The following is a 26979-nucleotide window of genomic DNA, read 5'->3' on the forward strand; positions in this document are numbered from 1 at the left end:
CACGCCATGACATCTCAGGAGTAGACGATGACCCAGACAGACCCGATCCTCGAAATCGAGGACCTGAGCATCCGTTTCGGCGCGACCGGTGACCCGGTGGTGGACGGGCTGAACCTGACCGTCGGCCGCGGTGAGATCCTCGCGCTGGTCGGTGAATCCGGTTCCGGAAAGTCGATGACCGCGAAGGCGGTGCTCGGGCTGCTGCCCGACAACGCCGAGGCGAGCGGGTCGATCCGGCTCGGCGGCGCCCAGGTGGTCGGGGCAGGGGAGGGCACGCTCGCCCGGCTGCGCGGGACCAGGGCGGCCATGGTGTTCCAGGAACCGCAGACCGCGCTGAACCCGGTGCAGAAGGTGGGCTGGCAGATCGCGCAGGCCCTGCGGGCGCACGGAAAGGTCGGCCGGGCGGAGGCCAGGGCGCGGGCCGTCGAACTGCTTCGCCTGGTGGAGATCCCGGATCCGGAACGGCGGGTTGACTGGTATCCGCACCAGCTGTCCGGCGGTCAGAAGCAGCGGGTCGTGATCGCCCTGGCGCTGTCCGGGGACCCGGACCTCCTGATCGCGGACGAGCCGACGACCGCGCTGGACGTGACGGTGCAGGCGGAGATCCTCACCCTGCTGCGCGGCTTGCGGACAGAGCGGGGTGCGGCGATCCTGCTCATCACCCACAACATGGGGGTGGTCGCCGACATCGCGGACCGGGTGGCGGTGATGCGCCGTGGCGAGCTGGTCGAGGAGAGCGGTGTGCACGAGCTGTTCTCGGCGCCGCGGGAGAAGTACACGACGCAGCTGCTCGCGGCGGTGCCGCGGCTCGGGGACAACGCGGGCCCGGTCGGCCCGGTGCCCGCCGAGCCGGTCCTGGTGGTGCGCGACCTGGATGTGGTGTACCCGGCGAGGCTGGGCAACAAGGAGTTCCACGCGCTGCGCGGTGTGGGGTTCGAGGTCGGCGCGGGTGAGGTGCTTGGCCTGGTCGGCGAGTCGGGCTCTGGCAAGACGACCCTGGGGCGCGCGGCGCTGGGCGTGGTGCGGGCGACCTCGGGGTCGGTCGTGTTCGACGGGACGGATCTCGGCACGGTGTCCCGCAGGGACCTCCGTGGCCTGCGAAAGGGGGTGGCGCTGGTGCACCAGGACCCGGCGGCATCGCTGGACCCACGCCGGAGCATCGGGGACTCGGTCGCGGAGCCGCTGGTCGTGCATCGAGCGGCCTCCGGCGCCTTGCTACGCGCCCGGGTGGGCGATCTGCTCGAGGCGGTGCGACTGCCGCGCTCGTTTGCGGAGCGGCGGCCTGCCGAGCTGTCCGGCGGGCAGCGGCAGCGGGTGGCGTTAGCGAGGGCCCTGGTGCTGGCGCCGCGGCTGCTGGTCGCTGACGAGCCGACCAGTGCCCTCGACGTGTCCGTGCAGTCGGAGATTCTCGACCTCTTCGCGGACCTGCGCGAGGAGTTCCGGTTCGCCTGCCTGTTCATCAGTCACGACCTCGCCGTCGTGAACCGGGTGGCGGACAGGGTTGCCGTGCTCCGTGGTGGTGAAATGGTCGAGATCGGCTCCACCGCAAGCGTGTTCGGCGATCCCCAGCAGGACTACACCCGCGGGCTGCTCGGCGCGGTGCCGGTTCCGGACCCGGTGGAGCAGCGTCGCCGCCGGGAAGACCGGGTGGCGTCCGGCCCGCGGCCGGTGCAGGCGTTGTCGGCGGCCAGCTGAGTCGCGCGATCGCGGGTCACCGGGCGCACGGTGGCGCGTCGGTGGCCTCCGGCGCGGCGCCGCGCCGGTCCGCCTCGGCCCTGGCGCGCGCCAGCCCGCCGTGCTCCAGCGCCGCCACGGCCGACTCGCCGGACCAGACCGTCCGGTGCCCCCGCCGGACCGTCACCGACATCCGCGCACCCAGGTGTTCCAGCGCGCCGGGGACGTTGCGCCGCTCGGCCGGCAGCGGCACCGGTAGGACGTGGGCGTCGCCGATCGCCCCGTGACCCTCGATGTCCACGCTCCAGCGTGGGCTCCGGCCGCGGAGCGTCCAGTGCTCGTCGGTCACCTGGGCCCGGACGGGGGAGACCACCGGATCGCCGAGGCGCAGCACCCGTCCGTCCGGCAGTCGCACGACGATCAGGGTGATCTCGGTGCGCAGCGCTCCGGCGTGGACCACGGCGCCGCCGAACGCCACGCACGCTGCCGGGTCGGCGAAGCCCTGAGCCTGGCCCCACCACCAGGAATCGGGGAATCCACCTCGGCCCCAGCTCTTCTCGGCGTACACCTGGCCCCCGGTGAGGTCCCAGTTCTCGCCGCCGAGCACCGCGGTTCCCTCGGCGCGCCCGCCGAGCAGCCAGGGGTGCCAATACTGGTTGAGCGCCGGGATCGTCTGGAGGACACCCGAACCGCCGAATGCGCGTCGCGGCCAGGGCATCGGATGTGTGATCCGCACGTCGAGCCTGGCGTCGGGACCGAGGTCCACCCGCAGCCGGTCGGGTTCGCCGCGGAACGACTCCCCGGCGACTACCCCGAGCCGATGGGGGTCGGCGGCCGCGACCGGATGCGCGGCGGTCCGCAGGAAACCGCTCGGATGCGCGGCCAGGCCCAGGGTGGCCCAGCTGCCGTCGGCTGCCCGGTTGATCCCGCACAGTGCGATCACGACCCGGCCCGACTCCGGCTGGGTGAACCGCCAGAAGTAACCCTCCATGGCGACGCCGTGGGCGGCCAGGGGATCACCGAAAGGCAGGTCGGCCCCGGTGGCGCGGTAGGCGTCGAGCAAGCGCGACATCGCCCAACGGTAGCCGGGACCGACCCGATCAATGGGCGGGTTGCGGCTCAGAAGCCGGAGTCGCCCACGACGGCGTGCGACTGGGTGACCTGTGAGACGAGCCTGCCGTCGTCGTCGGTGAGGTCGATCGAGACCAGGATCGTCTTGCGGCCGACGTGCAACGGGCGGGCCGCGGCGGTCACGATGCCGCGGCGTACCTGGCGCGCGTAGACCGCGTTCGAGGCCGTCGTGACCCGCGCGGCGCCCGACGGGATGTTGAGGAACGCGGACACGGCGCCGACGCTGTCCGCGAGGGTGGTCAGTGCCCCGCCGTGCATGATGTGGTCCGCGGTGGTGAGGTCCTCGCTCCACGCCAGTCGGCCGACGACCTCGCCAGGGGTCGCCGAGACCAGCTCGATTCCCGACTTCACCGCGAACGGCATGGTTGCCAGCAGCTCGTCAAGCTCCATGGCTCGATGCTAGACCCGCCGTCCACCGTCGAGGTGGCGATACGGTGATGCCGTGAGCACCCTCGAGGAGCGTCTCGACCCCTGGATAGCCCCGCATCCGGCTACCTCCGCCCTGCTCGTGGTCGACACGCAACGCGACTTCGTCGACGGCGGATCGAGCCCGATCCCCGGCACCACGCAGGTGTTGCCCGCGATTGCGCGCCTGCTCGAGGCGTACCGGGCCGCGGGGCGCCCGATCGTGCACATCGTCCGGCTCTACGCGGGCGACGACGTCGACCTCGTGCGGCGGTCCGCGATCGCCGCGGGCGCGCAGACGGCGAGACCGGGCACCGTCGGGTCGCAGATCGTCCCCGAGTTCGGCACCCCGGACCTCGACCCGGACCTGCTCCTGGGCGGCGGGCTGCAGCAGGTCACGCCGACCGAGGTCGTGCTGTTCAAGCCGCGCTGGAGCGCGTTCCACCGGACGGAGCTCGAGTCGCACCTGCGCGAGTGCGGCATCGACACCGTGGTGGTGGCGGGCTGCAACTACCCGAACTGCCCGCGGGCCACCATCGTCGACGCGAGCGAACGCGACCTCCGGGTGCTCATCGCGGCCGACGCGATCTCGGGCGTCGACGACCGCCACCTCGAGGAGGCCGGGCGGATCGGCGCGGTGCACGCCACGGCGGCGGAGATCGTCGCGGCGCTGGGCTGAGGTCGATCAGCGGCTCGCCTGCGACGCGGCGGCGGTGGCGCCGAGGTCGGCCAGCGTGAGCGGATGCGCGGGCGGGCCGTCGAGGATCACGGAGCTGTCGACGTTGAGCTCCGCATCGACGTGCAGCAGTTCGCCGGACGCGAGCGGCCGCCACGCGGGGTTATCGTCCATCCGCTCGCTGGCCACCACCACCGCGGGTGCCGAGGCCAGTTCACCCGACCGGACCCGGACGGTGCCGGCCAGGCTGGCGTGCTCGAGGTGGCGGCCGGTGTCCGGCGCGCGGCTGAGCACCAGCAGCTGGTGGGTGTCGGGGTAGCGCAGCGCCCACAGCTCCGTCGGGGTGGTCAGCACGATGTTGACGGCGAAGATCGGCAGGTGCTCGGCGACCCAGTGGGCGGCCTCGGTGATGCCTGCGGTGACGTCGCCGCCGTGGCCGTCGATGTGCTTGGTGATCAGCGCGAAGAAGCGCTCGGAGTCGGTCTCACCGGCTACCGCCGATCGGTACGGTCCGAGCTCCTCGTCCAACCGGGGCAGGTCCTCGATCACGCCGTTGTGCGCGAAGATGCGCCCACTCATGCTGAACGGGTGGGTGTTGACCATCGCGAGCCCGCCGGTGGAGGCGTGCCGGATGTGGGCGACGAAGGTCTCGGATCTGCGTTCCCTCGCCTCCGTCGCGAAGCTCACGTCCGCGTAGGCGGGCAGCGGCTGCTTCTCGACGAGGGGTTCGCCGTCGGCGGTGAAGGTGCCGAGGCCGGTGCCGTCGGGATCGCGTCGGCTCTGCACGGCCAGACTGTCCGCGGCATCGAGCAGCCAGAACGTGGCCGTGACCCGTGACGGTGCGCTGGTCATCCCGAACAAGCGGCACATGAACTGAGTATGCGCTTCGCACCTGTGAGCGAATTTCACCCCGACCGGGGTGAAATTCACTCACAGGCGCCGGGGGCGCAGAATGGCCGGCATGGCTATCCGGGAAACCGTCAGCGTCGACGGCACGTCCATCGTCTACCGCGTCGAGGGCGACGCCGCCGCGCGTCCGCTGGTGCTGTTGCACGGCTGGGCGCAGTCGCTGCGGTGCTGGGGCGACGGCGTGCTCGACGCGCTGTCCGCCAAGTACCGCGTGATCGCCGTCGACCTGCGCGGTCACGGCTACTCCGGCGCGCCGGCCGAGGGATACGACGACCCGAAGATCTGGGCGTCTGACGTCGAGGCGGTGCTTGCCGCCGAGCGCATCGAGTCCGGCGCGGTGCTGCTGGGCTGGTCCTACGGCGGCCTGGTGATCTGCGACTACCTCGCCGAGTTCGGTGCGGCCGCGGTGGACGCGATCGTGCTGGTCGGCGCCATCACCAGCATCGGGCCCGGGCAGAAGGGCGGCCGCGTCGGATCGTCGATGCGCGCGGCCATCCCGGCCGCGATGTCCGAGGATCCGCGCGAGTCGATCCGCGCGCTCGGAAGCTTCGGCACCGCCCTGACCGGCCCGGCCGAGGGCAAGGGCGTCGCCTCGCAGGCGCTGTTCGGGGCCAGCCTGTCGACGCCGCCTCGGGTGCGCGCGGCGCTGTTCAACCGCGCGGTCGGGCACGACGAATTGCTCGCGGGCCTCACCGTCCCCGCGCTGATCCTGCACGGCACCGCGGACACCGTTGTCGACGTCTCCGCCGCCAGGCATGCGGCCGGGCTGATCCCGGCGGCCACCGCGTCGTACTGGGAAGGCTGCGACCACGGCCCGTTCGTCGAGGACCCGCAACGCTTCGTCGCCGAGGTCAGCGAGTTCGTCGACGGGCTGTGACGCGGCAAGGGGGCGCGACCGAGGGCGCTGACGGCCGGGTCGCCGCCGACGTCCTCAGGTCGGCTTCGCCCCGCGTGATCGCCACAGGGCAAGATGGAGCCGTGACCCCAGCGCAGAACCACCGGTTGCGGAGGGTGGCCGTTCTCTCGGTCCACACCTCTCCATTGGCGCAGCCGGGGACCGGTGACGCGGGCGGCATGAATGTGTACGTGCTCCAGACCGCGCTGCAGCTCGCCCGCCGCGGGGTGGAGGTGGAGATCTTCACCAGGGCCACCTCCTCGTCGGACGCGCCGGTCGTCGAGGCCGCGCCGGGGGTGCTGGTCCGCAACGTCGTCGCGGGCCCGTTCGAGGGTCTCGACAAGCACGACTTGCCCACCCAGCTGTGCGCGTTCGCGGCCGGGGTGCTGCGCGAGGAGGCGCACCACGAGCCGGGGCACTACGACCTGGTGCACTCGCACTACTGGCTCTCCGGCCAGGTCGGCTGGCTGGCCCGCGACCGCTGGGGCGTCCCGCTGGTGCACACCGCGCACACCCTCGCCGCGGTCAAGAACGCCGCCCTGGCGGAGGGGGACGTCCCGGAGCCGGCCGCGCGCCAGATCGGCGAGCAGCAGGTGGTGGCCGAGGCCGATCGCCTGATCACCAACACCGCCGACGAATCCAAGCAGCTGATCGACATCTACGGCGCGGACGCAGGCAGGATCGACGTGGTGGCCCCCGGCGCGGACCTGTCCAGGTACCGGCCGGGTGATCGCGCGGCGGCGCGGGCCGAGCTGGGGCTGAATCCGAACGAGCTGATCGTGACCTTCGTCGGCAGGATCCAGCCGCTCAAGGCGCCGGACGTGCTGCTGCGCGCCGCGGCCGCCCTGATCGAGCGCGAGCCGGCGCTGCCGCTGCGGATCGTGGTCGTCGGCGGGCCATCGGGCACCGGGCTGGACCGGCCCGATTCGCTGATCGACCTGGCCGCCTCGCTTGGCATCACCGCCAGGGTCACCTTCCTGCCGCCGCAGCCGCCCGATCGGCTCGCACAGGTGTACCGCGCGGCGGATCTGGTTGCGGTGCCGAGTTATTCGGAGTCCTTCGGACTGGTCGCGATCGAGGCGCAGGCCTGCGGGACACCGGTCGTCGCGGCCGATGTCGGGGGACTGGGGGTCGCCGTGCGGTCCGGAGAGACCGGGCTGTTGGTGCCCGGTCACCGCACCGACGACTGGGCCGATGCGCTGCACTCGCTGCTCGCCGATCCCGGCCGGCTGGCCGAGATGGCGCGCCGCGCGCCGCTGCACGCGGAGGACTTTTCCTGGGAGCACACCGCCGACGGCCTGCTCGAGAGCTACAAGCGGGCGAACGCCAGCTACCGCAGGCAGCCCGAACACGCGCCGCGCCGCGGCAGGGGATTGTGGAAGCTGCGCCGAATGGGGGGAGTGCGAGCGTGACCGACATCGCGAAGCTGATCGACGCCGAACTGGCCGAGCGGGAGCTCGAGTACACCCGCAAGGGCGAGGGCCAGTTCGTCGTGGAGTTGCCCGGCGAGCGCAAGCTCAAGACCACCTGCCTGCTGACCGTCGGCGCGCACGGCGTCCGGGTGGAGGCCTTCGTCTGCCGCAAGCCCGACGAGAACTTCGAGGGTGTCTACCGGTTCCTGCTCCGTCGCAACCGCCGGCTGTACGGGGTGAGCTACACGATCGACAAGATCGGCGACATCTACCTGCTCGGACAGATCTCCACCCACGCCGTCACCGGGTCGGAACTGGACCGGGTGCTCGGTCAGGTGCTCGAGGCCGCGGACGGCGACTTCAACACCCTGCTCGAGCTCGGTTTCGCCACATCGATTCGGCGGGAGTGGGACTGGCGGGTCTCGCGCGGTGAGTCGCTCGTGAACCTGCAGCCGTTTGTGCACCTGATGTCCGCTGACCAGGTCAGGGCTGCCAAAGCTGACTGAGGCGGGGCGCCGCGGTTCGGGGTAGGGTTTCGGCGATCCTGTGACGGCTGTCACAGGTGATTTAACTGTTTCCATCTGTGACAGTTACCTGGTTCGTTCACCCTGTCGCCGCACCACTCGAGGAGAGGCCCCCGTGAGCTTCAAGAGCCCCTATCCCGACGTCGAGATCCCGAACCTGAGCGTCTACGACTTCCTTTTCGGTCAGGTCTCGGACGCCGACCTGGACCGGCCCGCGCTCATCGACGGCGGCTCGGGCGCGGAGACCACCTACCGCGCGCTCATCGGTCAGGTCGACGCCGTCGCGGGCGCGCTGGCGGCGCGCGGTCTGGCAGTCGGCGACGTCGCCGCGCTGCACTCGCCGAACGTCCCGGCGTTCGCGTCCGTGTTGCACGGCATCCTGCGTGCGGGCGGCACGGCCACCACGATCAACGCCCTCTACAACGCCGAGGACATCGCCAAGCAGCTCACCGACTCCAAGGCGACCTTCCTCTTCACCGTGTCGCCGCTGCTGCCTCAGGCGCGGGCGGCCGCCGAGCAGGTCGGCATCCCCGCCGACCGGGTGATCGTGCTCGACGGCGCCGAGGGGCACCCGTCGCTGCGGGACCTGCTCACCCAGGGCGCCCCGGCCCCCGAGGTCAGCTTCGACCCGGCCACCCACCTCGCGGTGTTGCCGTACTCGTCGGGCACCACCGGCCGCCCCAAGGGCGTGATGCTGACCCACCGGAACCTGGTGGCGAACGTCTGCCAGATCCACCCGCGGATGGGCATCAGCGCCGACGACCGGATCCTGGCAGTGCTGCCCTTCTTCCACATCTACGGGCTCACCGTGCTGCTCAACGCGGCGCTGTTCGAGCGTGCCACGCTGGTCACGATGCCGAAGTTCGACCTCGTCGAGTTCCTGCGCAACGCCTCCGAGCGCAAGTGCACCTACATCTTCGTGGCGCCGCCGGTGGCGGTCGCGCTGGCCAAGCACCCGCTCGTCGACCAGTACGACCTCTCCTCCGTGCACACCATCTTCTCCGGTGCGGCGCCGCTCGACGAGGAGCTGGGCAAGGCGGTGGCGAACCGGCTGAACTGCCGCGTCCGCCAGGGCTACGGCATGAGCGAGCTGAGCCCCGTCAGCCACGCGATCGCGCTCGAGGACGACCACGTCCCGCTCAGCTCGGTAGGCAAGCCGATCGCCAACACCGAGAACAAGCTCGTCGACCCGGCCACCGGAGAGGAGGTCGAGCTCCCGACGACGGGCGTCAGCGCGCCGGGCGAGCTGTGGGTCAAAGGGCCCGAACGTGATGGTCGGCTACCTCGGCAACGACGCCGCGACCGCCGAGACCCTCGACGCGGACGGCTACCTGCACACCGGTGACATCGCCACCGTCGATGCGGAGGGCGTCGTGTACATCGTCGACCGGCTCAAGGAGCTGATCAAGTACAAGGGCTACCAGGTGCCGCCCGCCGAGCTGGAGGCGCTGCTGCTCACCCACCCGCAGATCGCCGACGCGGCGGTGATCGGCGTGCTCGACGACGAAGGCGAGGAGGTCCCGAAGGCATTCGTCGTCCGTCAGCCCGATGCCGAGCTCGCCGGCGACGAGGTCATCGCGTTCGTCGCCGAGCGGGTCTCGCCCCACAAGAAGGTCCGGATCGTGGAGTTCATCGACGCGGTGCCGAAGTCGGCGGCGGGCAAGATCCTCCGCAAGGACCTTCGTGCGAGCGAGGCCTCGCGGGGTTAGTCGCCGCGCCGTCGGGTCGCGAGCTAGTCGTTTTCGGGTGATCGTGGTCGGGATCAACGGTAAAACGACTAGCTCGCGGCCGGTGGCCCGGATCGCGGTGTCATCTCGAGCCGGACGCCGAGGAGCCGGACCTCGCGGCCCGGATCGAGTCGCCCGGTCAGCGCCGCGGCGGCGTCCGCGATGACCGCCGGGTCCAGCGTCGGCTCGGCCAGCGGCGCACCGGTGGTGTGGGTGTCGAACGGTGCGTACCGAACCTTCAGCGTGATCCGGACCGCCGCTCGCCCCTCCGCCCGCAGGTCCTCGGTGACCCGCTCGGCGAGCAGGCGCACCTCGGCCGCCACCTGCTCGGGGTCGGTGAGGTTGTGCTGAAATGTCGTCTCCCGGCCGTGGCCGCGGGCCACCCATGGCTCGGCGGTGACCGTCTCGCCGCCGAGGCCACGGCCGAGCCGGTGCAGCCACGGTCCTGTGGTCGGACCCAAGGCCGCGGCGAGCTCGCCGTCGGTGGCGTCGGCCAGCTCGCGGACGGTGTGGATGCCGAGGGCGGCAAGCTTTTTCGCGGTCTTGCTCCCGATTCCCCACAGCGCGTCGGTGGCGCGGTCGCCCATCACGTCGAACCAATTGTCCGCGGTGAGCAGGTACACGCCCCGCGGCTTGCCGAAGCCGGTCGCGATCTTGGCGCGCAGCTTGTTGTCGCCGATGCCGACCGAGCAGTGCAGGTCGGTCGCCGCGAGCACGGCGGACTGGGCGGCGCGGGCGAAGCCGACCGCATCCTCGGTGGCGACGCCGAGGAACGCCTCGTCCCAGCCCAGCACCTCGACCACCGCGTCCAGCCCGCGCAGGGTGTCCATCACCCGCTGCGATGCGGCGGAGTAGGCCTCGCCGTCGACGGGGAGGAAAACCGCGTCGGTGATCTCGCGCGTGGCGAGCTTGCGCGCGGCGACCCGCAGCGGCATCCCCGATCCGATCCCGTACTCGCGGGCCTCATACGAGGCCGTGGAGACCACGCCGCGTTCGGTGGGGTCGCCGCGCCCGCCGACGATCACCGGCCTGCCACGTAGTTCCGGCCGTCGCAGGACCTCGACGGCTGCGACGAACTGGTCGAGGTCGACGTGCAGCACCCACCGGTCGCGCGGCGCGGTACTCATTCACCCAGTGTGCGGGCCGAGGATGTCCGCTGCCAGCGCGCCACGCCCCGATCCGATCGCACGCCGGCTCGTTGTCTAGGCGTTGGTGTGGGTCGACCTGGTGATGCGAGCGAGGGCGCCGGTTTCGAGTGCTGTCCACAGTGCACCGTCCGGGCCGAGGGTGATCCCGTGTGGCTCGGATCCCGGGGTGGGCAGCTCGTGTACCGAGATCGCACCGTCCGGGCTGATTGTGCCGATGCGGTTGGCGCCCCACTCGGTGAACCAGTACCCGCCGTTGTCGTCGCTGGCGATGGCGTGCGGTCGGGCGGCGCGGTCGGGCAGCGGGAACTCGTCGATCGTTCCGTCCGGGGTGATCCGGCCGATCTGGCCGGCGTTGATCTCGACGAACCAGAGGGTTCCGTCGCGGCCCGTGGTGATCCCCACGGGTCCTGCGGCTTCGGTGGGGAGCGGGTGGATGGTGACGTCGCCGTCCGTGCCGATGCGGCCGATCGCGTTGGCCTGGTTCATGGTGAACCACATTCCGCTGTCGGTGCCGGCGGTGATCGCGGAGGGAAACGCGCCGGCGGTCGGGAGGGGGAACTCGGTGACCTGGCCGTCGGTGGTGATCCGTCCGATTCGGTCGGTTGCGGTTTCGGTGAACCAGAGCGCTCCGTCGGGTCCCGCGGCGATGCCGAACGGCCCGCAGTTCGGTGTGGGCGGTGCGAACTCGTCGAGAACGCCGTCGGTGGTGATCCGTCCGATGCGGTGGGACCGGTATTCGGTGAACCAGAGTGCACCGTCGGGTCCGGTGACGATGATCGTCGGCCCGCTGTCCGGGTCGAGCTGGTGGTTGGTGGGCGGCTCGCCGGGCACGAGGCGGCCGATCTGACCGCTGTGGACCAGCGTGAACCAGAGCGCGCGGTCCGGGCCGACCGTGATCGCGTACGGGCCGCCACCGGGTACGGCGTGCTCGTCGATGCTGACGTGGGTCGTCATGCCTTCTCCTGGTGGTCGAGGGCGATGCGCTCGATGTCGGCCGGTGTTCCGGCCATGACGGTGCGGGCGTGTTCGGTGACGAGTTCGGCAGGCCAGTCCCACCATGCGGCGTGCAGCAGCCGGTCGATGTCCGCGTCGGCATAGCGTCGCCGGATCGGTCTGGCCGGATTGCCACCGACGATCGTGTACGGCGGAACGTCGACGGTGACCACCGCGCCGGCCGCGATGATGGCGCCGTCGCCGATTCGCACACCGGGCATCACGGTCGCCTGGAAGCCGAACCACACATCGTTGCCGACGACTGTGTCGCCGCGGCTGGGCATGGCGGTGACGATGTCGAGAGTCTGCTCGGCCCAGCGGCCGCCGAACATGGTGAACGGAAACGTGGACACACCCATCGTCGGATGCTCGGCGCCTGCCATCAGGAACCTCGTCCCCGCGGCGATCGCGCAGTACTTGCCGATGATCAGGCGCTCCGGTCCGTATGCGTAGAGCACGTTGCGACGCTCGAAGTCCGTCGCGCCGTCCGGGTCGTCGTAGTAGGTGTACTCGCCCACGACGATCTGCGGCGAGCTGACCAGCGGTTTGAGGAACACCACGCGGTCGTGGGCAGGCAGCGGGTGAACGGTGGTCGGATCAGGTGACAACGTTGGGTCCTTCGGTGTCGGCAGGTCGGGATGGTGCGCAGCTGAACAGGCTGCAGATGTCGAGCGAACTACAGCGTGTAGACCAGGGAGAGGACCTCCTGCTGAGCCTCTTTCGCGTGGCCCGAGATCCCCGCGAGCTCTCCGGTGCCGGAACCCGGGACAATGGACCCGAAGCTGCTCTGCTCGGTGCCGTTGGCCAGACCGCCGTGTTGGATGACAAAGGTGCCGGCACGGCCGTCGAGTGTGCCCTCGACCCGTTCGGAGGCCACATAGCCTGCACCGGCAGCTCCCTGGGCCGTGAGAACCGACACCACGCCCGAGCCCTCGATCGCACCGTGGTAGCGCTTGCGAATTCGGACCCTGGTCAGTTTGGGTCCCTCGTCCGGCTCTTCGTAGACGGTCTCGTCCCAATCGGTGATCTCGAAAGAGGCGTCGATCGTGCGGCCGATCTGCTGGTCAGTCATAGGTTTCTCCTGAGTTGAGTTGAGTTGAGTTGCTGCGGCGATCGGACTCGACGTGCGTGTCGGGGTTGGAATGGTCGCGGCCGCGAGGGCAGCCGTCAGATGACGCCTGCCCGTGCGGCCGCCAGCGCAGCGTCAGCAGCGCGGTGCGCGTCTTGTTCCGTCACCGGCTCGTGGGCGATGAAGAGTCGGTAGTAGACCGGGGCCACCGCGAATCTGATCAGGTCCTCGGCGGCGACGGTGGCCGGGAGTTCGCCGCGGGCGACTGCGCGGCGGACCACCTCGGCGGATTGGGTGTGGCGGGCGGCGTAGAAGCGGCGGAGGGCCTGCGCGGCGGCCGAATTCTGGGTGGCCGCGGCGATGAAGGCGGACGCGATGGGGCCGGCTTCGGGGTCGGCGAAACCGCTGCGGACGAGGTCGGTGATTCCACGGAGATCGCCTTCGATGGAGCCGGAGTCGGGGATGGGCCACGGTTCGGACTCGGCGAGTTCGAGGGCATCGGCGATCAGGCCTTCGGGGGTGCCCCAACGGCGATAGACGGTGGTCTTGTGGACGCCGGAGCGTTGGGCGACGTTGTCGATCGTCAAACCCTGGTAGCCGTGGAGGGCGAGCTCGGCGAGGGTGGCCGTGCGGACGGTGTCGCGGACCCGCGCGCTGCGGCCGCCGGGGCGCTTCTGGGGCTCCAAAGACAACTCCTGCTGCGTTGGTTCGGTGATTGCCGGGTCCTTAAAGCTACATTAGTTGCGATAGGAGTCAACCCTGACTGCCCAATCGACCCTGCGGGGGCGGCGCCGCGGGCGGTGGCCGTCGGCCGTCATGCCAGGATTGTGGGCATGAGTACCGGAACCCTTGTGCTGCTCCGCCACGGCGAGAGCGAATGGAACGCCATGAACCTGTTCACCGGCTGGGTGGACGTGCCGCTCACCGACAAGGGCATCGGTGAGGGCAAGCGGGCGGGTCAGCTCCTCAAGGAGCACGACGTGCTGCCCGACGTGCTGTACACGTCCCTGCTCCGCCGGGCGATCAGCACCGCGAACATCGCCCTCGACGCCGCCGACCGGCACTGGATCCCGGTCGTGCGCGACTGGCGTCTGAACGAGCGGCACTACGGCGCGCTGCAGGGCAAGAACAAGGCCCAGACCAAGGCCGAGTACGGCGACGACCAGTTCATGCTGTGGCGTCGCAGCTACGACACCCCGCCGCCGCCGATCGAGGCGGGCACCGAGTACAGCCAGGACGCCGACCCGCGCTATGCGGGCCTCGACGAGGTCCCGTTGACGGAGTGCCTGCTCGACGTGGTCAAGCGCCTCATCCCGTACTGGGAGGAGACGATCTCCGCGGACCTCAAGGCGGGCAAGACCGTCCTGGTCACCGCGCACGGCAACTCGCTGCGCGCGCTGGTCAAGCACCTGGACGGCATCTCCGACGAGGACATCGCCGGGCTGAACATCCCCACCGGCATCCCGCTGCGCTACGACCTCGAGGTCGCGGCGGACGGCAGCCTCACCCCGCTCAACCGGGGTGGCACCTACCTCGACCCCGAGGCCGCCGCCGCAGGCGCTGCCGCGGTCGCCAGCCAGGGCGCGAAGTAGCAGTTCCGATGTCGGCCCGGGACCCCGCCGCCACCACGGCGGGATCTCGGGCCAACACCGGGTGAACAGCCGGAGAACGGGGCGCCGCGGGGCCATGACGTGCGGTGAAATGCCTCCACCCTGCGTCCGTCTGGCTTTACCCGACCGTACGATTGCGCTGTGAGTGTTGTTCAGGCCGTACTCCTGGCCGTGGTCGCCGCGTTCGGCGGATACCTGGTCGGCGGGGTACTGGTCCCGTTCCTGAAGAATCGATTCTCCAGGCGCGAAGCCGAACAGGCCGGCCTGACCATGTCTCAGGTCCTCGACCTCATCGTGCTCGCCTCGCACAGCGGCATCGCGGTGGTGGACCGGTTCCACGACGTGGTGCTCTTCAACCCGCGCGCCGAGGAGCTGGGCCTGGTGCGCAACCGCACCGTCGAGGAACGGGCATGGCAGGCGGCGAATCAGGTGCTGACGACCGGGGTGCCGGTCGAGATGGATCTCAGCATCAAGAACCCGGCGCGCGGCAGGAACAAGATCGCGGTGCGTGGGGTGGCCCGTCTGCTCAGCGAGCAGGACCGCCGGTTCGTCGTGCTGTTCGCGGACGACGACTCCGAGCAGGTCCGCATGGAGGCCACTCGCCGCGACTTCGTCGCCAACGTCAGCCACGAACTCAAGACCCCGGTCGGTGCGATGGGCCTGCTGGCCGAGGCGCTCCTCGAGTCCGCCGACGACCCGGAATCCGTGCGGCACTTCGGCGAGCGGGTGCTCAGCGAATCGAAGCGGCTGGGGAACATGGTCAGCGAACTCATCGCGCTCTCCCGCCTGCAGGGCGCGGAGAAGCTGCCCGACCTCGAGGTGGTCGACGTGGACGAGGTGGTCGAGGAGGCCATGCGCCGTTCGCGGCTCACCGCCGAGGCGGCCGGGATCACGGTCACCGCCGACCGGCCGAGCGGACTCGAGGTGCGGGGTGACCGGACCCTGCTCATCACCGCGCTGTCGAACCTGGTCGAGAACGCGATCGCGTACTCGCCGCAGGGATCGCCGGTGTCGGTGAGCCGGTCCAGGCGAGGGGACAAGGTCGCGATCGCCGTCACCGACCGTGGGATCGGCATCGCGAGCGAGGACCAGGAGCGGGTGTTCGAACGCTTCTTCCGCGTCGACAAGGCGCGGTCCCGGTCCACCGGCGGCACCGGGCTCGGTCTCGCGATCGCCAAGCACGTGGCCGCGAACCACAACGGCTCCATCACGCTGTGGAGCAAGGTCGGCACCGGGTCCACCTTCACGCTGCACATTCCGTGGCACGAGGAACTCTCCGACGAAGCCGATGACGCCCCGGTGAGGAGCGCGATCTCGGGCCCAGTGGCCCAGCTCAGGTCAGCGCCCATCGCGGACGCACCCCCGGCTGCGGACGAGACGTCCGCAGCGAACAAGACCGCATCGATCGATCACGAAGTGACGCAGCACGAGGCTGCGCCGAGTCTGGAGGCAAACCGGTGACGAATGTGTTGATCGTGGAGGACGAGGAGTCGTTGGCCGACCCGCTCGCGTTCCTGCTCCGCAAGGAGGGGTTCGAGGCGACGGTGGTGGGGGACGGACCGTCCGCCCTCGCCGAGTTCGACCGGTCCGGCGCGGACATCGTCCTGCTGGACCTGATGCTCCCCGGGATGAGCGGCACCGACGTGTGCAAGCAACTCCGGGCGCGCTCCGGCGTTCCTGTCATCATGGTCACCGCCCGCGACAGCGAGATCGACAAGGTCGTCGGACTGGAACTGGGCGCTGACGACTACGTCACCAAGCCCTACTCGGCAAGGGAACTGATCGCCCGGATCCGGGCGGTGCTGCGGCGCGGCGCCGACAACGACTCCGACAACGACGCCGACGACGGCGTGCTCGAGGCGGGCCCGGTGCGGATGGACGTCGAGCGCCACATCGTCCAGGTCAACGGCGACACGGTCATGCTCCCGCTCAAGGAGTTCGACCTCCTCGAGTACCTGCTGCGGAATTCCGGCCGGGTGCTCACCCGCGGCCAGCTCATCGACCGGGTGTGGGGCGCGGACTATGTCGGCGACACCAAGACCCTCGACGTGCACGTCAAGCGCCTGCGGTCGAAGATCGAGGCCGATCCGGCCAAGCCGGAGCATCTGGTCACCGTGCGCGGGCTGGGATACAAGCTGGAGGGCTGACACCGGGCCGTGCGCCGCGGATCGCGGCGCACGGCACAGTTCCTGGCGCCAGAGGACTCGGGGGCTAGAACGGGTTGTAGACGTAGACCGGGCGGATCGGGTTGGCGACCAGCTGGAGGTCGTGCGCGACGTTGTTCGTGTCGTACTGCTTGCACTCGTGGATCTGGACGTAGTGACCGTCGCCGCGGCACTCGATCTTGCGGGTGGCGCCGTACGGACTGAGGATGATCGGCTTATAGGTGTTCGGGCCGATCAGCGCACCGGCGTCGAGGGGCGCGACGAAATAGTCGGTCCGGTCGCGGACCGCGTTGAAGCCGTACGGGTCGTCGGGCTCGGCGGCCGACGCGCCAGGGGCCAGTGTCAGTGCGGCGCCGACGACCAGCGCGGCCGTTGCGAGTGTGCGAGTGAACATGAGCATCCCCCTACGACGGGGAGGGCCGATGCACCCTCCTGATCCGTTATCGGGACAACGCAGACCGGCCGTTACGGTCGGGGCTGGTCGGCCTTCTCCTGCGCGGCGGTGGTCGCCGGGTGCACGGCGATCAGGCCAAGCCCCGCGCGGCGACGGCAATGCTTGGCCAGCTCCTCGTAGGCGGGCTTGCCGAGCAGCTCCGTCAGCTCGGGGGCGTAGCTCTGCCACACCGGCTTCGAACCGACGTGTGCGTCGGGCGATCCGGAGCAGTACCAGTGCAGGTCCTCGCCGCCCTCGCCCCAGCCGCGTCGGTCGTACTCGGTGATCACGGTCTTGAGGATCTGCGAGCCGTCCGGCCGCTCCACCCAGTCTTGGGTGCGACGGACGGGCAGCTGCCAGCAGACGTCAGGCTTGACCTCGAGCGGCTCGATGCCCTTGCGCAGCGCCATCGAATGCAGCGCGCAGCCGATCCCGCCCTCGAATCCCGGCCGGTTGAGGAAGATGCAGGCGCCCTGGTACCGCCTGGTGCGCAGCGCGGGCTCGTCGTCGAGGTCGTCCTCCTCGACGTAGCCCTTCTTGCCAAGGCCCTTCTCCATGAACTGCCAGTCGCGCTTTGTGAGCAGCTTCACTGACCGGTCGAGCTTGGCCTTGTCGTCGGAGTCGGAGAGGAAGGCGCCGTGCGAGCAACAGCCGTCGTCCGGACGTCCCGGCACGGTGCCCTGGCACGCGGGGGTGCCGAACACGCAGGTCCAGCGCGAAAGCAGCCAGGTCAGGTCCGCCACCACGAGATGTTCGGCGTTGGCGGGGTCCACGAATTCGATCCACTCGCGAGGGAAGTCGGGGTCGACTTCCGGCGTCGGCTCCATCTTCGAATCGGGCGTGGTGTTGCCTGCTGTCACAAGTCTCGACGGTAGACCCAGTACCGTGGTCACGTGCGGTTAGGGGTACTCGACGTCGGAAGCAACACGGTTCATCTACTCGTGGTGGATGCCCACAGGGGCGCTCACCCGACGCCGATGAGCTCCACCAAGTCGACGCTGCGGCTCGCCGAGAACACCGACGACCGCGGCGACATCACCGCGGGCGGGGCCGACAAGCTGGTCGCGGCGGTGCGGGATTTCGCGAGCATCGCCTCGACCTCCGGATGCGGCGAGCTGATGGCCTTCGCGACCTCGGCGGTCCGCGACGCGACCAACTCCGAGGCGGTGCTGGCCCGCGTCCGGGACGAGACGGGGGTGGCGCTCGAGGTGCTGTCCGGCGTCGACGAGGCCCGGCTGACCTTTCTCGCGGTGCGGCGCTGGTACGGCTGGAGCGCAGGCCGGATCATGAACTTCGACATCGGCGGCGGCTCGCTGGAGCTGGCCTCCGGCGGCGACGAGGACCCGGACGTCGCGTTCTCCCTCCAGCTCGGTGCCGGACGGTTGACCCGGGACTGGTTGCAGGCCGACCCGCCCGGCAAGCGCAGGGTGGCGGTGTTGCGCGATTGGCTCGACGCCGAGCTGGTCGAGCCGGCCAAGGCCCTGCGTGCCGCGGGCGCACCGGATCGGGTGGTCGGGACCTCCAAGACGTTCCGGTCCCTGGCACGACTCACCGGGGCCGCGCCCTCCGCCGCCGGACCCCGGGTACAGAGGACACTGACTGCCAGCGGTCTGCGCCAACTGATCGCCTTCATTTCTAGGATGACGACGTCGGACCGCGCAGAATTGGAGGGTGTGAGCTCGGACCGATCCCAGCAGATCGTGGCGGGCGCACTTATTGCGGAGGCAAGCATGCGGGCACTGTCGGTGGACTCGCTGGAGATCTGCCCCTGGGCTCTGCGTGAGGGGCTGATCCTGCGGAAGCTGGATACCGAGATGGGCGGAGAACTGGTGGTGAGTGCGCGATGAGCGAAGGATCCGAGGACACCGGGCAGGTCTCAGTTGCCGAGCTGCTCGCCAGGAACGGCCAGCAGGTCGAGTCCCGCGGTGGACGTCGGCGTAGGGGAGTGGCAGGCGGCGGGATCAGCGTCGCCGAACTGACCGGCGAGATCCCCGTCGTCAGGCCTCCCGAGGATTCGCGGCACACGATCCCCGAGGTGCCCGAGGTATCCGTCACGCCGCCCGCTCCCGCGCCCGCGCCGGTCACGCCGCCTGCGCCTGCGCCCGCCCCCGCACCGGCCGTCACCCCGTCGCCTCCCGCTCAGCCCCGGTCCCGGCGCGCTGACCGGACTCCGGTGCCGTCGGTCGTCGCGCGGTACACCGTCCCCGAGAGGGAACGCCGCACGATCCCGCCGGTTCCCGAGCCGCCGAAGGCCGAGGAGCCGAGGGTCGAGGCACCGAAGTTCGAGGAGCCGAGGGTCGAGGCACCGAAGTTCGAGGAGCCGAGGGTCGAGGCACCGAAGTTCGAGGCTCCGAAGTACGAACGAGTCGCGCCCCCATCCGGCTCCGTCACACCGACCCCCGCGCCTGCGCCCCCCGCTCCTCCGGCCCCCGTGATGCCGTCGCAGTACCGGGTGACCGCGGCTCCCGATGTCACGCCCGCGGCCACCGCGGCCGCCCTGCCCCCGCAATACCGGTCCGGCGCCCTCACCCAGGTCGACGCCCAGCCCGCGCAGGCCGAGAAGCCGAAGACCTCCATGCGCGCCCCGATCGCCGAGCAGCCGAAGACCGCGGCCATGCCGGTCGCGGAGGCTCCGCCCGCCCCGCGCCCCGGGTTCGTCCCATACACCCCCATCCGAGAGCCCGCGATGCTGTCCGGGTCCAGCCTCGAGGGCGACCTCATGCGACAGGCCAGGGCCGCGGGCACCGCCCGTCGGGAGACGCTGGAGGAGGCCAGGGCGCTGGTGCACGTCACCGGCGAGATCCCGAGGATCGTGGTGCCGAAGACGTCCACGTTCAAGGAACAGGCGCTCAGGGAATCGGCGCCCGAGGTCCCGGTGCGCGACGGCGCGGCGCGCATGGACTCGGTGCCCGGCTCCGCGGAGCCGGAGGACCTCGCGGATCGGGAGCCGGACGAAGCGGTCGAGGACGCGCCCTCCGATCGAGACGACAAGCACGCGGCCCGCGAGTGGGCGGTACTGATCGGTCAGGGCATCGTCGCCCTGCTGGTCGGTGGGCTGCTGTTCAAGGGCTTCGAGAAGCTGTGGGACGTGCTGCCCTGGGTGGCGCTGGTCCTCGCGGTGCTGGTGATCGCCGGCCTGGTGGCGGTGGTCCGGATCCTGCGACAGACCGACGACATGGTGAGCCTGCTGATCGCGATCATCGTCGGTGTGTTCGTGACGATCGGTCCGCTCGCCTTCCTGCTCACGACCTGACCGAGGGTGGCGATGGACGGCACTCGAACCGGGACACGCAAGATCCTCGTCGGACTCTCGACTGCCTCGGTCTATCCGCAGAACACCGAGGCGGCGTTCGAGTACGCCGCCGAACTGGGCTACGACGGCATCGAATTGATGGTCTGGGCGGAATCGGTGAGCCAGGACCTGGACGCGGTCAAGGCGCTGGTCCGCAAGTACGCCGTTCCCGTGCAGGCCGTGCACGCCCCGTGCCTGTTGATCTCGCAGCGGGTGTGGGGCGCTGACCCGGCCGCCAAGCTGGAGAAGTCGGTCCGCGCCGCCGAAGCACTCGGCGCGCGCACCGTGGTCGTGCACCCGCCGTTCCGCTGGCAGCGCAAGTACTCCGAGGGTTTCGCCGACCAGGTGCGCGAGCTCGAGGAGCGCAGCGACGTCGCGGTCGCGGTGGAGAACATGTTCCCGATGCGAGCGGATCGCTTCTGGGGCAAGCGCGCGAAGTCGGCCGAACGGCTCGAGAAGCGGGGCGGGCCCGGCCCGGGGGTGTCCGCCTTCGCGCCGAGCTATGACCCCACCGACAGCGATCACGCGCACTACACGCTCGACCTCTCGCACACCGCGACGGCGGGCATGGACGCCCTCGACCTGGCTCGGCGGATGGGTTCGGGCCTGACCCACCTGCACCTGGCGGACGGGCGGGGCGCGTCGGTCGACGAGCACCTGATCCCCGGGCACGGCAATCAGCCGTGTGCGCAGTTGTGCAGGCACCTCGTCGACAGCGGCTTCGACGGACAGGCCGTGCTGGAGATCAACACCCAGAACGCGCGCACCCAGGCCGAGCGGTCGTCGATGCTCGCGCAGTCGCTCGCCTTCGCCCGCGAACACCTGTCGGTGGGCGCCCGGTCCTAGCGACGGTCGTCAGAGCGCGCCGACGCCCGCGGTGATCACCGCGATCCCCGCGACGATGAGCCCGGCGACCAGCACCCCGAAGCCGACCCACACCGATCGCATCCAGGCGTTCGGGCGGACGGGATCAGTGCCGATCACGGAGAAGAAGAACCCGGCGGGGACGAAGATCGCCGCTGACAGCACGAGGATCGAACCCGAGGCCGACCACCCAGGCGAGACGCCCGCGGCCTGGGTGAGCAGGGCGACCACGAGACCGAGGGTCACCAGGACCCCGGCGTGCGCGTGCCCGGCGCGGAACATCGACTTCTGCAGGGCGTTGGCGCCCTGTTTCCCGGTGACGATCCGGAGCATGAACGTGCCCCCGAAGGCGATACCGACGACAGTGAGGAGGGTGACGCCGACGACGATCGTGAGGATGGGGTCCATAGCGGGTCTCCTGGGTCGGGGGGTACTCTCGGGATTGCCTGGATAGCGTTACTATCCAGTAGTTGGATAGTAGAAGTATCCAAACTTTCCGTCAACCGGGAGGACCGATGCGCGTCTCCGAGCTCGTCGAGCGGTCGGGTCTCCCGCTGGCGACGATCAAGTACTACCTGCGCGAGGGCGTCCTGATGTCGGGCGAACCGACCAGCGCGACCCAGTCCAGCTACGGTCCCGAGCACCTGCGGCGGCTCGCGCTGATCAAGGCGCTGGCGGGGGCGGGGCTGCCGATTCACAAGATCCGCGCGATCATCCGCCTGACCGACGAGCCCGTCGACGGGCTCTACGACACCCTCGGGCGGGCGGTGGCCACGCTGCCGCCATACCCGGACGAGGCCGCGGATGCCGAGGCGCGCGAGCAGCCTCGCGCCCGTCGCCTGCTCGAACGGCTGGGGCAGGTCTACGACCCGGCCTTCCCTGCGGTCGGACAGCTCGAGCGGGCGCTGAAGGCGGTCGAGGACGTCGGCATCCCGATGACCGACGAACGCATCGACGCCTATGGCAGGCACATCATGGGGATCGCGGAGGTCGACCTCGCGCTGATGCCGACCGGATCCACCCAGGCGGCCGTCGAGTACGCCGTGCTCGGCACCGCGATCTACGAGCCGGTGATCGCCGCGATGCGCAGGCTCGCCCACCAGGACATCGCTTCCAGAAGCTTCCCGCCGGCCGGAATCGCTCCGCCGAGCGCACAGGACCCCCGAGAGGAAACCCGATGACCCCGCCCGCCACCCTCACCTCGACCCGCCCCTTCGCGGACCTGACCACGCTGACGGACCTGGGCGGCGGCGCCTTCGCCGCGTTGATCGACCCGATCTGGACCATCGGGCAGAAGGTGCACGGCGGCTGCATGATGGCGCTGTGCGCCGCTGCCGCGCGCGAGGTGATCCGGGCGCCGCGCGAGGAGGCAGGCGCGGCCCGGCCCGTCGACACGAGTGCCATGCAGCCGATCGCGGTCAGCGCCAGCTACCTCAACGCACCCGACCCCGGCGAGGTGCGGCTGATCACCACCGTGCGCAAGCGCGGCAGGCAGGTGTGCCTGGTCGACGTGGACCTGATGCAGGGTGAGAAGGTCGCGGTGTCCGCGGCGGTGACGCTCGGTGTGCCGGACGTCGCCGACCCGCGGCATCAGGAGCCCCTCGCGCTGGCCGATCTGCCCGCCGTGCCGCCCGCCGACGCCGTCCACATCACCCCCGACCATCCGATGGGGCAGATCGTGCACGTCGCGAAGGGCTGCGACCTGCGGGTCGATCCGTCCGCCGCGCTGTTCCTGTCCGGGCAGCAGGGTGACCCGGTGAACCGGATGTGGGTGCGCCCGTTCGCCGAGGACGAGGTCGACACCGACGTCGCGGTGCTGTTCGCGTTGATGACCGGCGACATCAGCGCCCCGGTGACGATGAACCGCGGCATGTTCGGGTGGGCGCCGACCGTCCAGCTGACCACCTACCTGCGCCGGCTCCCCGCGCCGGGATGGCTGCGGGTGATGGCCAGCGCCACCGTGCTGGGCGACACCTGGTTCGAGGAGGACCATCTCGTCCTCGACGAGGCCGGGCACGCCGTGGTGCAGAGCCGTCAGCTGGCCATGATCCCGAAGGGCTGACCGGGGCCGGACCTCCGTCGCGGCCCCCCGACGGCTACATGGCAGGCTTGCGGGCATGACGAGAATTGCAGTGATCGGTGGCGGCAGGATCGGCGAGGCGCTGATCGCGGGTCTGCTTCAGTCGGGTCGCGCGCCGAAGGATCTGGTCGTCGCGGAGTCCTTCCCCGCGCGGGCGGCCGAGCTGACCGCCCTGTTCGGGATCAGGGCGACCACGATCGCGGATGCCGCCGAGGGTGCCGATGTCGTGGTCATCGCGGTCAAGCCGAACGACGTCGATTCCGTGATGGCCGAGCTGACGTCGGTCGAGCTGGACGGCGACCGCGAACAGCTGGTGGTCACGCTGGCGGCAGGCCTGCCGACGTCCCGGTACGAGGCCAAGCTGCCCGCCGGCTTCCCTGTCGTGCGCGTGATGGCCAACACGCCGATGCTGGTGGGCGAGGGGGTCAGCGCGATCGCCGGTGGGCGGTACGCGAAGGCGGAGCACCTCGCGCTGGTCACCGACATCCTCGCGTCGGTCGGCAAGGTGATCGCGGTCGCGGAATCGCAGATGGACGCGGTCACAGCGGTGTCCGGGTCCGGGCCCGCCTACTTCTTCCTGATCGTCGAGGCGATGGTCGACGCCGGTGTCGGCATCGGCCTGACCAGGGCCACCGCGACCGAGTTGGTCGTGCAGACGATGCTCGGCTCGGCGGCCATGCTCGACCGGTCCGGCGAGTCCGCCGCGGATCTGCGTGCCGCCGTGACGTCGCCGGGTGGCACCACCGCGGCCGCATTGCGCGAGCTCGAGCGGGGCGGGGTCCGGACCGCGTTCTACGAAGCGTTGGTGGCGGCGAAGAGCAGGTCCGCCGCTCTCGGTGGAGGTACCGAATAGATATTGGTACTCCACACCCGTCGCTGTAACCCCATCCGTCCCGCTAAGCTGATTACAGCACGTGCGTGTCTGTTCCGCCGGAGGGGAAGCCGGCGGCGCGAGACGTGCCGGAGGTATGTGGATTAATGGTGTCTACAAGTAAGTCGAAGGGGTCCAACCCCGACGGTCAACCCATGGTCGGCGGCACGCAGTTTCTCACCGTCGCCGAGGTGGCGGCGCTGATGCGGGTCTCCAAGATGACGGTGTACCGATTGGTGCACAACGGCGAGCTGCCCGCGGTGCGGGTGGGCCGGTCATTTCGAGTGCATGCGAAGGCGGTGCACGACTACCTGGAAACCTCGTATTTCGACGCGGGCTGAACCGGTCCTGATGTCCCCCGGATGCGGTATCCGGGGGGTAACGGAAGCTCGGTTTCTGCGGAGCGAGGCCGCACCGGTACGATGATCACTTGTCGTGCCAGCCAGCCGGTGTCATCAGGCGCTGGGTTAGCAGATACGAGGCCGAGCGCCAGATTCGTAACGCACGCGTACGTCACCGGCGTGCGCAGGACCGCTAGAGAAGAACGTGAGGGACACCCGCCATGGGTTCAGTGATCAAGAAGCGACGCAAGCGCATGTCGAAGAAGAAGCACCGCAAGCTGCTTCGTAGGACGCGAGTGCAGCGTAGGAAGCTCGGTAAGTAGATCGCCGAGTTCGCAGGTGTGGGACCCAGTCCCTCCGATGCCCGTCACCGAGAGGTGGCGGGCATCGCTGCATTCGGGGGCGACTAGGCGTACGTCCAGCATCGGGAGTATGAATATTCCTCCTTCGGGGTCGTAAAATTGCAGGTAAACAGGTGTTTCGGACTCGTTAAGAGCCGTGCGGTTCCGGCCGGGTGTGGCTAGGCTCGCAGGTGTGGCCCGAGAGGCAGGGGTGGGGTGTGGAGGTAATGAGCGACCGCGGAGTGCAGCCGCCCGGTGTGGTGCTGGTGACCGGCGCCAGCCGGTTCCTCGGTGGGTACCTGGTGGCCAGGCTGGCGCAGAATCCGAACATCGAGCGGGTCATCGCCGTTGACGCCGTGTCGCCGAGCAAGGACATGCTGCGGCGGATGGGGCGCGCGGAGTTCGTACGGGCCGACATCAGGAACCCGCTCATCGGCAAGGTGATCCGCAACGCCAGGGTCGACACCGTGGTGCACGCCTCCTCGATCCCCAAGGCCCCGAAGTCCGGCAGCCGGGCCGCCATGAAGGACATGAACGTCCTCGGGGCCATGCAGTTGTTCGCGGTGTGCCAGAAGTCTCCTGACGTCCGCAAGGTGGTGGTGCGCTCGTCCGGTGCGGTTTACGGCGGCAGCGCGCGGGACCCGGCGAAGTTCACCGAGGAGATGAGTGCCCGCACGCCCCCGCGCGGCGCGTTCGCCCGCGACATCATCGAGATCGAGGGATACGCGCGCAGCCTCGGGCGCAGACGGCCGGAGATCGCGGTCTCGTTGCTCAGGATGGCGCCGCTGATCGGTCCGCGGATGAGCGGGCCCGTGTCGCGGTACCTGAACTCGCCGGTGGTGCCGACGGTCCTCGGCCGGGATCCCCGGATGCAACTCCTGCACGAGGAGGACGCGCTGGCCGCACTCGAGCTCGCCACGGTCTCCGGTCCAGCGGGAACCTTCAACATCGCGGCGGACGGCGTCGTGATGCTCTCCCAGGCGGTCCGGCGGGCGGGTGGCCTCGCGGTGCCGGTGCCCTCACAGCTGTTCAGGACCCTCGGGCGGGCACTGATGGGACCCTCGATGCGTGACTTCACCAAGGAGCAGCTCGACTACTTCCATTTCGGCTGTGGGTTCGACACCGGCCGGATGCGGGCGGAACTGGGCTTCGAGCCGCGGTGGACGACGATGCAGGGACTGGACGATCTGATCAACGGGGCCGGGATCAGCCCGATGATCAGCGAGGACTGGCTTCGGTCGGTCGAATCACGGGTACAGCAGTTGGTCGGAGTCGGGGGAGAGCAGCAATGAGTGATGTGGCCAAGGTGATCCCGTTGCACGACGCCGCCGGGCGGCGGGCTCGGCCCGCGCCTGGCGTGCCGCAGGGCGGCGAATCACTGCCCGAGCCGCGCCCGCTGTTCGGTGTTCCGCAGCAGGCGTCGCCGTCGCTGCCCGGTGTGGTGCTCGAGTCGGCCAGGGACCTGGTCGCCGACCCGGTGGTCGCGATCGCGGAGTTCCTCCGCCGCAGGCTCACCGGCGACTACCAGGTCGACGAATTCGGCTTCGACCCGCACTTCACCGAGAACGTCTGGCTGCCGATACTCCGACCGCTGTTCGACAGCTGGTTTCGGGTCGAGGTGCGCGGGATCGAGAACGTGCCCTCCGAGGGTGGTGCGCTGGTGGTCGCGAACCACGCAGGCGTGGTCCCCATCGACGGGCTGATGACCTCGGTGGCGATGTTCGACCACCATCCGGCGCATCGCCCGTTGCGGATGCTCGCCGCCGATCTCGCCTTCGAGATGCCGGTCGTCGGCAACATCGCACGCAAGGCCGGACACACCCTGGCCTGCAACCCGGATGCCGAGCGGTTGCTGCGGACCGGCGAGGTGGCGGCGGTCTTCCCCGAGGGATTCAAGGGGATCGGCAAACCGTTCAGCGAGCGGTACAAGCTGCAGCGCTTCGGCAGGGGCGGGTTCGTCAGCGCCGCGCTGCGCACCGGCGCCCCGATCATCCCGTGCTCGATCGTCGGCTCGGAGGAGATCTACCCGAAGATCGGCGACCTCAAGTCCCTGGCGCGGCTGCTCGGGATGCCCTACTTCCCGGTGACGCCGTTCTTCCCGCACCTGGGTCCGCTGGGACTGATCCCGTTGCCGTCGAAGTGGTACATCGAGTTCGGTGAGCCGATCCAGACCGACTCCTACGACGCGGTGTGCGCGGAGGACCCGATGGTGACCTTCGAGCTGACCGACCACGTTCGGGAGACCATTCAGCAGACCCTGTACCGGCTGCTCGCCCAGCGGCGCAACGTGTTCCTGGGCTGAATCGGGGAGTCTCGTCCGGGATCGGTTGTCCGACAAGCGAACCCGCGTTGCGATCGCCGGGTCCCCTGGCGGACCTGGTGATCGCCCCGTCGTTGTGCTTTGGTGGGACAGGGGGGC

At 70.0% G+C, this 26979-nt stretch carries 29 protein-coding genes and 1 pseudogene; 19 read left to right on the forward strand and 11 right to left on the reverse strand.

Annotated features, from left to right (window positions below):
• The first annotated feature begins 27 nt into the window (after positions 1 to 27).
• Entirely contained in the window at positions 28 to 1695 is a 1668-nt protein-coding gene (locus tag C8K38_RS03390; RefSeq protein ID WP_097210242.1) for a dipeptide ABC transporter ATP-binding protein, read from the forward strand.
• 16 nt (positions 1696 to 1711) lie between these two features.
• On the opposite strand, the gene C8K38_RS03395 is transcribed toward C8K38_RS03390, so the two are convergent.
• Both C8K38_RS03395 and C8K38_RS03400 read right to left on the reverse strand, forming a co-directional pair.
• A complete protein-coding gene (locus C8K38_RS03395) occupies positions 1712 to 2746 on the reverse strand; it encodes a tocopherol cyclase family protein (protein WP_097210243.1) in 1035 nt (344 codons plus the stop codon).
• Positions 2747 to 2793: 47 nt separating this feature from the next.
• On the reverse strand, positions 2794 to 3195 hold the full coding sequence (locus tag C8K38_RS03400; RefSeq protein ID WP_097210244.1) for a PaaI family thioesterase: 402 nt from the start codon (positions 3193 to 3195) through the stop codon (positions 2794 to 2796).
• Positions 3196 to 3247: 52 nt separating this feature from the next.
• On the opposite strand from C8K38_RS03400, the gene C8K38_RS03405 reads away from it, so the two are divergent.
• Positions 3248 to 3889: a cysteine hydrolase family protein gene (locus C8K38_RS03405; RefSeq protein WP_097210245.1), complete on the forward strand. Its 642-nt coding sequence runs from the start codon at positions 3248 to 3250 to the stop codon at positions 3887 to 3889.
• Between the two features lie 6 nt (positions 3890 to 3895).
• Here the strand turns inward: C8K38_RS03405 and C8K38_RS03410 are convergent, their stop codons facing one another.
• Complete coding sequence (locus C8K38_RS03410) at positions 3896 to 4756, reverse strand: class II glutamine amidotransferase (RefSeq protein ID WP_097210246.1); 861 nt, start codon at positions 4754 to 4756, stop codon at positions 3896 to 3898.
• 91 nt (positions 4757 to 4847) lie between these two features.
• On the opposite strand from C8K38_RS03410, the gene C8K38_RS03415 reads away from it, so the two are divergent.
• From C8K38_RS03415 to C8K38_RS03430, 4 genes and pseudogenes are all read left to right on the forward strand, one after another.
• Positions 4848 to 5672, forward strand: coding sequence for an alpha/beta fold hydrolase (locus C8K38_RS03415; RefSeq protein WP_097210354.1), 825 nt, complete (start codon positions 4848 to 4850; stop codon positions 5670 to 5672).
• A 101-nt stretch (positions 5673 to 5773) separates the two neighbouring features.
• Positions 5774 to 7102, forward strand: coding sequence for a D-inositol-3-phosphate glycosyltransferase (gene mshA / locus C8K38_RS03420; RefSeq protein WP_097210247.1), 1329 nt, complete (start codon positions 5774 to 5776; stop codon positions 7100 to 7102).
• A complete protein-coding gene (locus C8K38_RS03425) occupies positions 7099 to 7608 on the forward strand; it encodes a YbjN domain-containing protein (RefSeq protein WP_097210248.1) in 510 nt (169 codons plus the stop codon). The genes mshA and C8K38_RS03425 overlap by 4 nt, the downstream gene beginning before the upstream one ends.
• Positions 7609 to 7741: 133 nt before the next feature.
• Positions 7742 to 9335: pseudogene (locus C8K38_RS03430) on the forward strand (AMP-binding protein).
• Between the two features lie 68 nt (positions 9336 to 9403).
• Here the strand turns inward: C8K38_RS03430 and C8K38_RS03435 are convergent.
• The 5 genes from C8K38_RS03435 to C8K38_RS03455 all read right to left on the reverse strand — a co-directional run bounded on the left by C8K38_RS03435 (position 9404) and on the right by C8K38_RS03455 (position 13249).
• The gene (locus C8K38_RS03435) at positions 9404 to 10480 is read right to left on the reverse strand and encodes a DNA polymerase IV (RefSeq protein ID WP_097210249.1); all 1077 of its coding nucleotides are present in this window, start codon (positions 10478 to 10480) and stop codon (positions 9404 to 9406) included.
• Between the two features lie 75 nt (positions 10481 to 10555).
• The gene (locus C8K38_RS03440; protein WP_097210250.1) at positions 10556 to 11455 is read right to left on the reverse strand and encodes a Vgb family protein; all 900 of its coding nucleotides are present in this window, start codon (positions 11453 to 11455) and stop codon (positions 10556 to 10558) included.
• Positions 11452 to 12102: a CatB-related O-acetyltransferase gene (locus C8K38_RS03445; protein WP_097210251.1), complete on the reverse strand. Its 651-nt coding sequence runs from the start codon at positions 12100 to 12102 to the stop codon at positions 11452 to 11454. The genes C8K38_RS03440 and C8K38_RS03445 overlap by 4 nt, the downstream gene beginning before the upstream one ends.
• A 68-nt stretch (positions 12103 to 12170) precedes the next feature.
• Entirely contained in the window at positions 12171 to 12566 is a 396-nt protein-coding gene (locus tag C8K38_RS03450; protein ID WP_097210252.1) for a DUF3224 domain-containing protein, read from the reverse strand.
• Positions 12567 to 12661: 95 nt separating this feature from the next.
• Positions 12662 to 13249: a TetR/AcrR family transcriptional regulator gene (locus C8K38_RS03455; protein WP_097210253.1), complete on the reverse strand. Its 588-nt coding sequence runs from the start codon at positions 13247 to 13249 to the stop codon at positions 12662 to 12664.
• A gap of 138 nt (positions 13250 to 13387) precedes the next feature.
• Between C8K38_RS03455 and C8K38_RS03460 the strand changes: the two genes are divergently transcribed.
• The 3 genes from C8K38_RS03460 (at position 13388) to C8K38_RS03470 (ending at position 16320) form a co-directional block, all read left to right on the forward strand.
• Positions 13388 to 14155, forward strand: coding sequence for a phosphoglyceromutase (locus tag C8K38_RS03460; protein ID WP_179800450.1), 768 nt, complete (start codon positions 13388 to 13390; stop codon positions 14153 to 14155).
• A gap of 159 nt (positions 14156 to 14314) precedes the next feature.
• Positions 14315 to 15634, forward strand: a complete 1320-nt coding sequence (locus tag C8K38_RS03465) for a sensor histidine kinase (RefSeq protein WP_097210254.1) — start codon at positions 14315 to 14317, stop codon at positions 15632 to 15634.
• Positions 15631 to 16320 (forward strand): response regulator transcription factor, encoded by a 690-nt coding sequence (locus C8K38_RS03470; RefSeq protein ID WP_097210255.1) that lies wholly within the window; start codon positions 15631 to 15633, stop codon positions 16318 to 16320. The genes C8K38_RS03465 and C8K38_RS03470 overlap by 4 nt, the downstream gene beginning before the upstream one ends.
• 64 nt (positions 16321 to 16384) lie before the next feature.
• On the opposite strand, the gene C8K38_RS03475 is transcribed toward C8K38_RS03470, so the two are convergent.
• Together C8K38_RS03475 and C8K38_RS03480 are read right to left on the reverse strand one after the other, a co-directional pair.
• The gene (locus tag C8K38_RS03475) at positions 16385 to 16732 is read right to left on the reverse strand and encodes a hypothetical protein (protein ID WP_143548379.1); all 348 of its coding nucleotides are present in this window, start codon (positions 16730 to 16732) and stop codon (positions 16385 to 16387) included.
• Positions 16733 to 16803: 71 nt separating this feature from the next.
• The gene (locus tag C8K38_RS03480; protein ID WP_097210257.1) at positions 16804 to 17598 is read right to left on the reverse strand and encodes a hypothetical protein; all 795 of its coding nucleotides are present in this window, start codon (positions 17596 to 17598) and stop codon (positions 16804 to 16806) included.
• Between the two features lie 66 nt (positions 17599 to 17664).
• Here C8K38_RS03480 and C8K38_RS03485 point away from each other — a divergent pair, with 66 nt between their 5' ends.
• Genes C8K38_RS03485 through C8K38_RS03495 form a run of 3 tightly spaced genes read left to right on the forward strand, consistent with a single transcriptional unit; the run spans position 17665 to position 20909 of the window.
• On the forward strand, positions 17665 to 18618 hold the full coding sequence (locus C8K38_RS03485) for a Ppx/GppA phosphatase family protein (RefSeq protein ID WP_077040644.1): 954 nt from the start codon (positions 17665 to 17667) through the stop codon (positions 18616 to 18618).
• The gene (locus C8K38_RS03490; RefSeq protein WP_097210258.1) at positions 18615 to 20024 is read left to right on the forward strand and encodes a hypothetical protein; all 1410 of its coding nucleotides are present in this window, start codon (positions 18615 to 18617) and stop codon (positions 20022 to 20024) included. Before C8K38_RS03485 ends, C8K38_RS03490 begins: the two co-directional genes overlap by 4 nt.
• Positions 20025 to 20036: 12 nt before the next feature.
• A complete protein-coding gene (locus C8K38_RS03495) occupies positions 20037 to 20909 on the forward strand; it encodes a sugar phosphate isomerase/epimerase family protein (RefSeq protein ID WP_097210259.1) in 873 nt (290 codons plus the stop codon).
• A 9-nt stretch (positions 20910 to 20918) separates the two neighbouring features.
• Here C8K38_RS03495 and C8K38_RS03500 read toward each other — a convergent pair whose 3' ends face one another.
• Positions 20919 to 21335: a hypothetical protein gene (locus C8K38_RS03500; protein ID WP_097210260.1), complete on the reverse strand. Its 417-nt coding sequence runs from the start codon at positions 21333 to 21335 to the stop codon at positions 20919 to 20921.
• A gap of 107 nt (positions 21336 to 21442) precedes the next feature.
• Between C8K38_RS03500 and C8K38_RS03505 the strand changes: the two genes are divergently transcribed.
• From C8K38_RS03505 to C8K38_RS03535, 7 genes are all read left to right on the forward strand, one after another.
• Positions 21443 to 22108 (forward strand): MerR family transcriptional regulator, encoded by a 666-nt coding sequence (locus tag C8K38_RS03505; protein ID WP_097210261.1) that lies wholly within the window; start codon positions 21443 to 21445, stop codon positions 22106 to 22108.
• Positions 22105 to 22989 (forward strand): thioesterase family protein, encoded by an 885-nt coding sequence (locus tag C8K38_RS03510; RefSeq protein WP_097210262.1) that lies wholly within the window; start codon positions 22105 to 22107, stop codon positions 22987 to 22989. Before C8K38_RS03505 ends, C8K38_RS03510 begins: the two co-directional genes overlap by 4 nt.
• Before the next feature lie 55 nt (positions 22990 to 23044).
• Positions 23045 to 23860 carry a pyrroline-5-carboxylate reductase gene (proC, locus tag C8K38_RS03515; protein WP_097210263.1) on the forward strand — a complete coding sequence of 272 codons (816 nt, stop codon included), beginning with the start codon at positions 23045 to 23047 and terminating at the stop codon, positions 23858 to 23860.
• Between the two features lie 125 nt (positions 23861 to 23985).
• On the forward strand, positions 23986 to 24219 hold the full coding sequence (locus C8K38_RS03520; RefSeq protein WP_077040650.1) for a helix-turn-helix domain-containing protein: 234 nt from the start codon (positions 23986 to 23988) through the stop codon (positions 24217 to 24219).
• A 221-nt stretch (positions 24220 to 24440) separates the two neighbouring features.
• Positions 24441 to 24542 carry a 30S ribosomal protein bS22 gene (locus tag C8K38_RS03525; protein WP_003402602.1) on the forward strand — a complete coding sequence of 34 codons (102 nt, stop codon included), beginning with the start codon at positions 24441 to 24443 and terminating at the stop codon, positions 24540 to 24542.
• Positions 24543 to 24787: 245 nt separating this feature from the next.
• Positions 24788 to 25852: an NAD-dependent epimerase/dehydratase family protein gene (locus C8K38_RS03530; protein ID WP_097210264.1), complete on the forward strand. Its 1065-nt coding sequence runs from the start codon at positions 24788 to 24790 to the stop codon at positions 25850 to 25852.
• Entirely contained in the window at positions 25849 to 26862 is a 1014-nt protein-coding gene (locus C8K38_RS03535; RefSeq protein WP_097210265.1) for a lysophospholipid acyltransferase family protein, read from the forward strand. Before C8K38_RS03530 ends, C8K38_RS03535 begins: the two co-directional genes overlap by 4 nt.
• The last annotated feature ends 117 nt before the right edge of the window (positions 26863 to 26979 follow it).

This window comes from Rhodococcus sp. OK611 (genome assembly GCF_003050885.1).
In the GTDB taxonomy this organism is placed as follows: Bacteria; Actinomycetota; Actinomycetes; order Mycobacteriales; family Mycobacteriaceae; genus Rhodococcus_G; species Rhodococcus_G oryzae.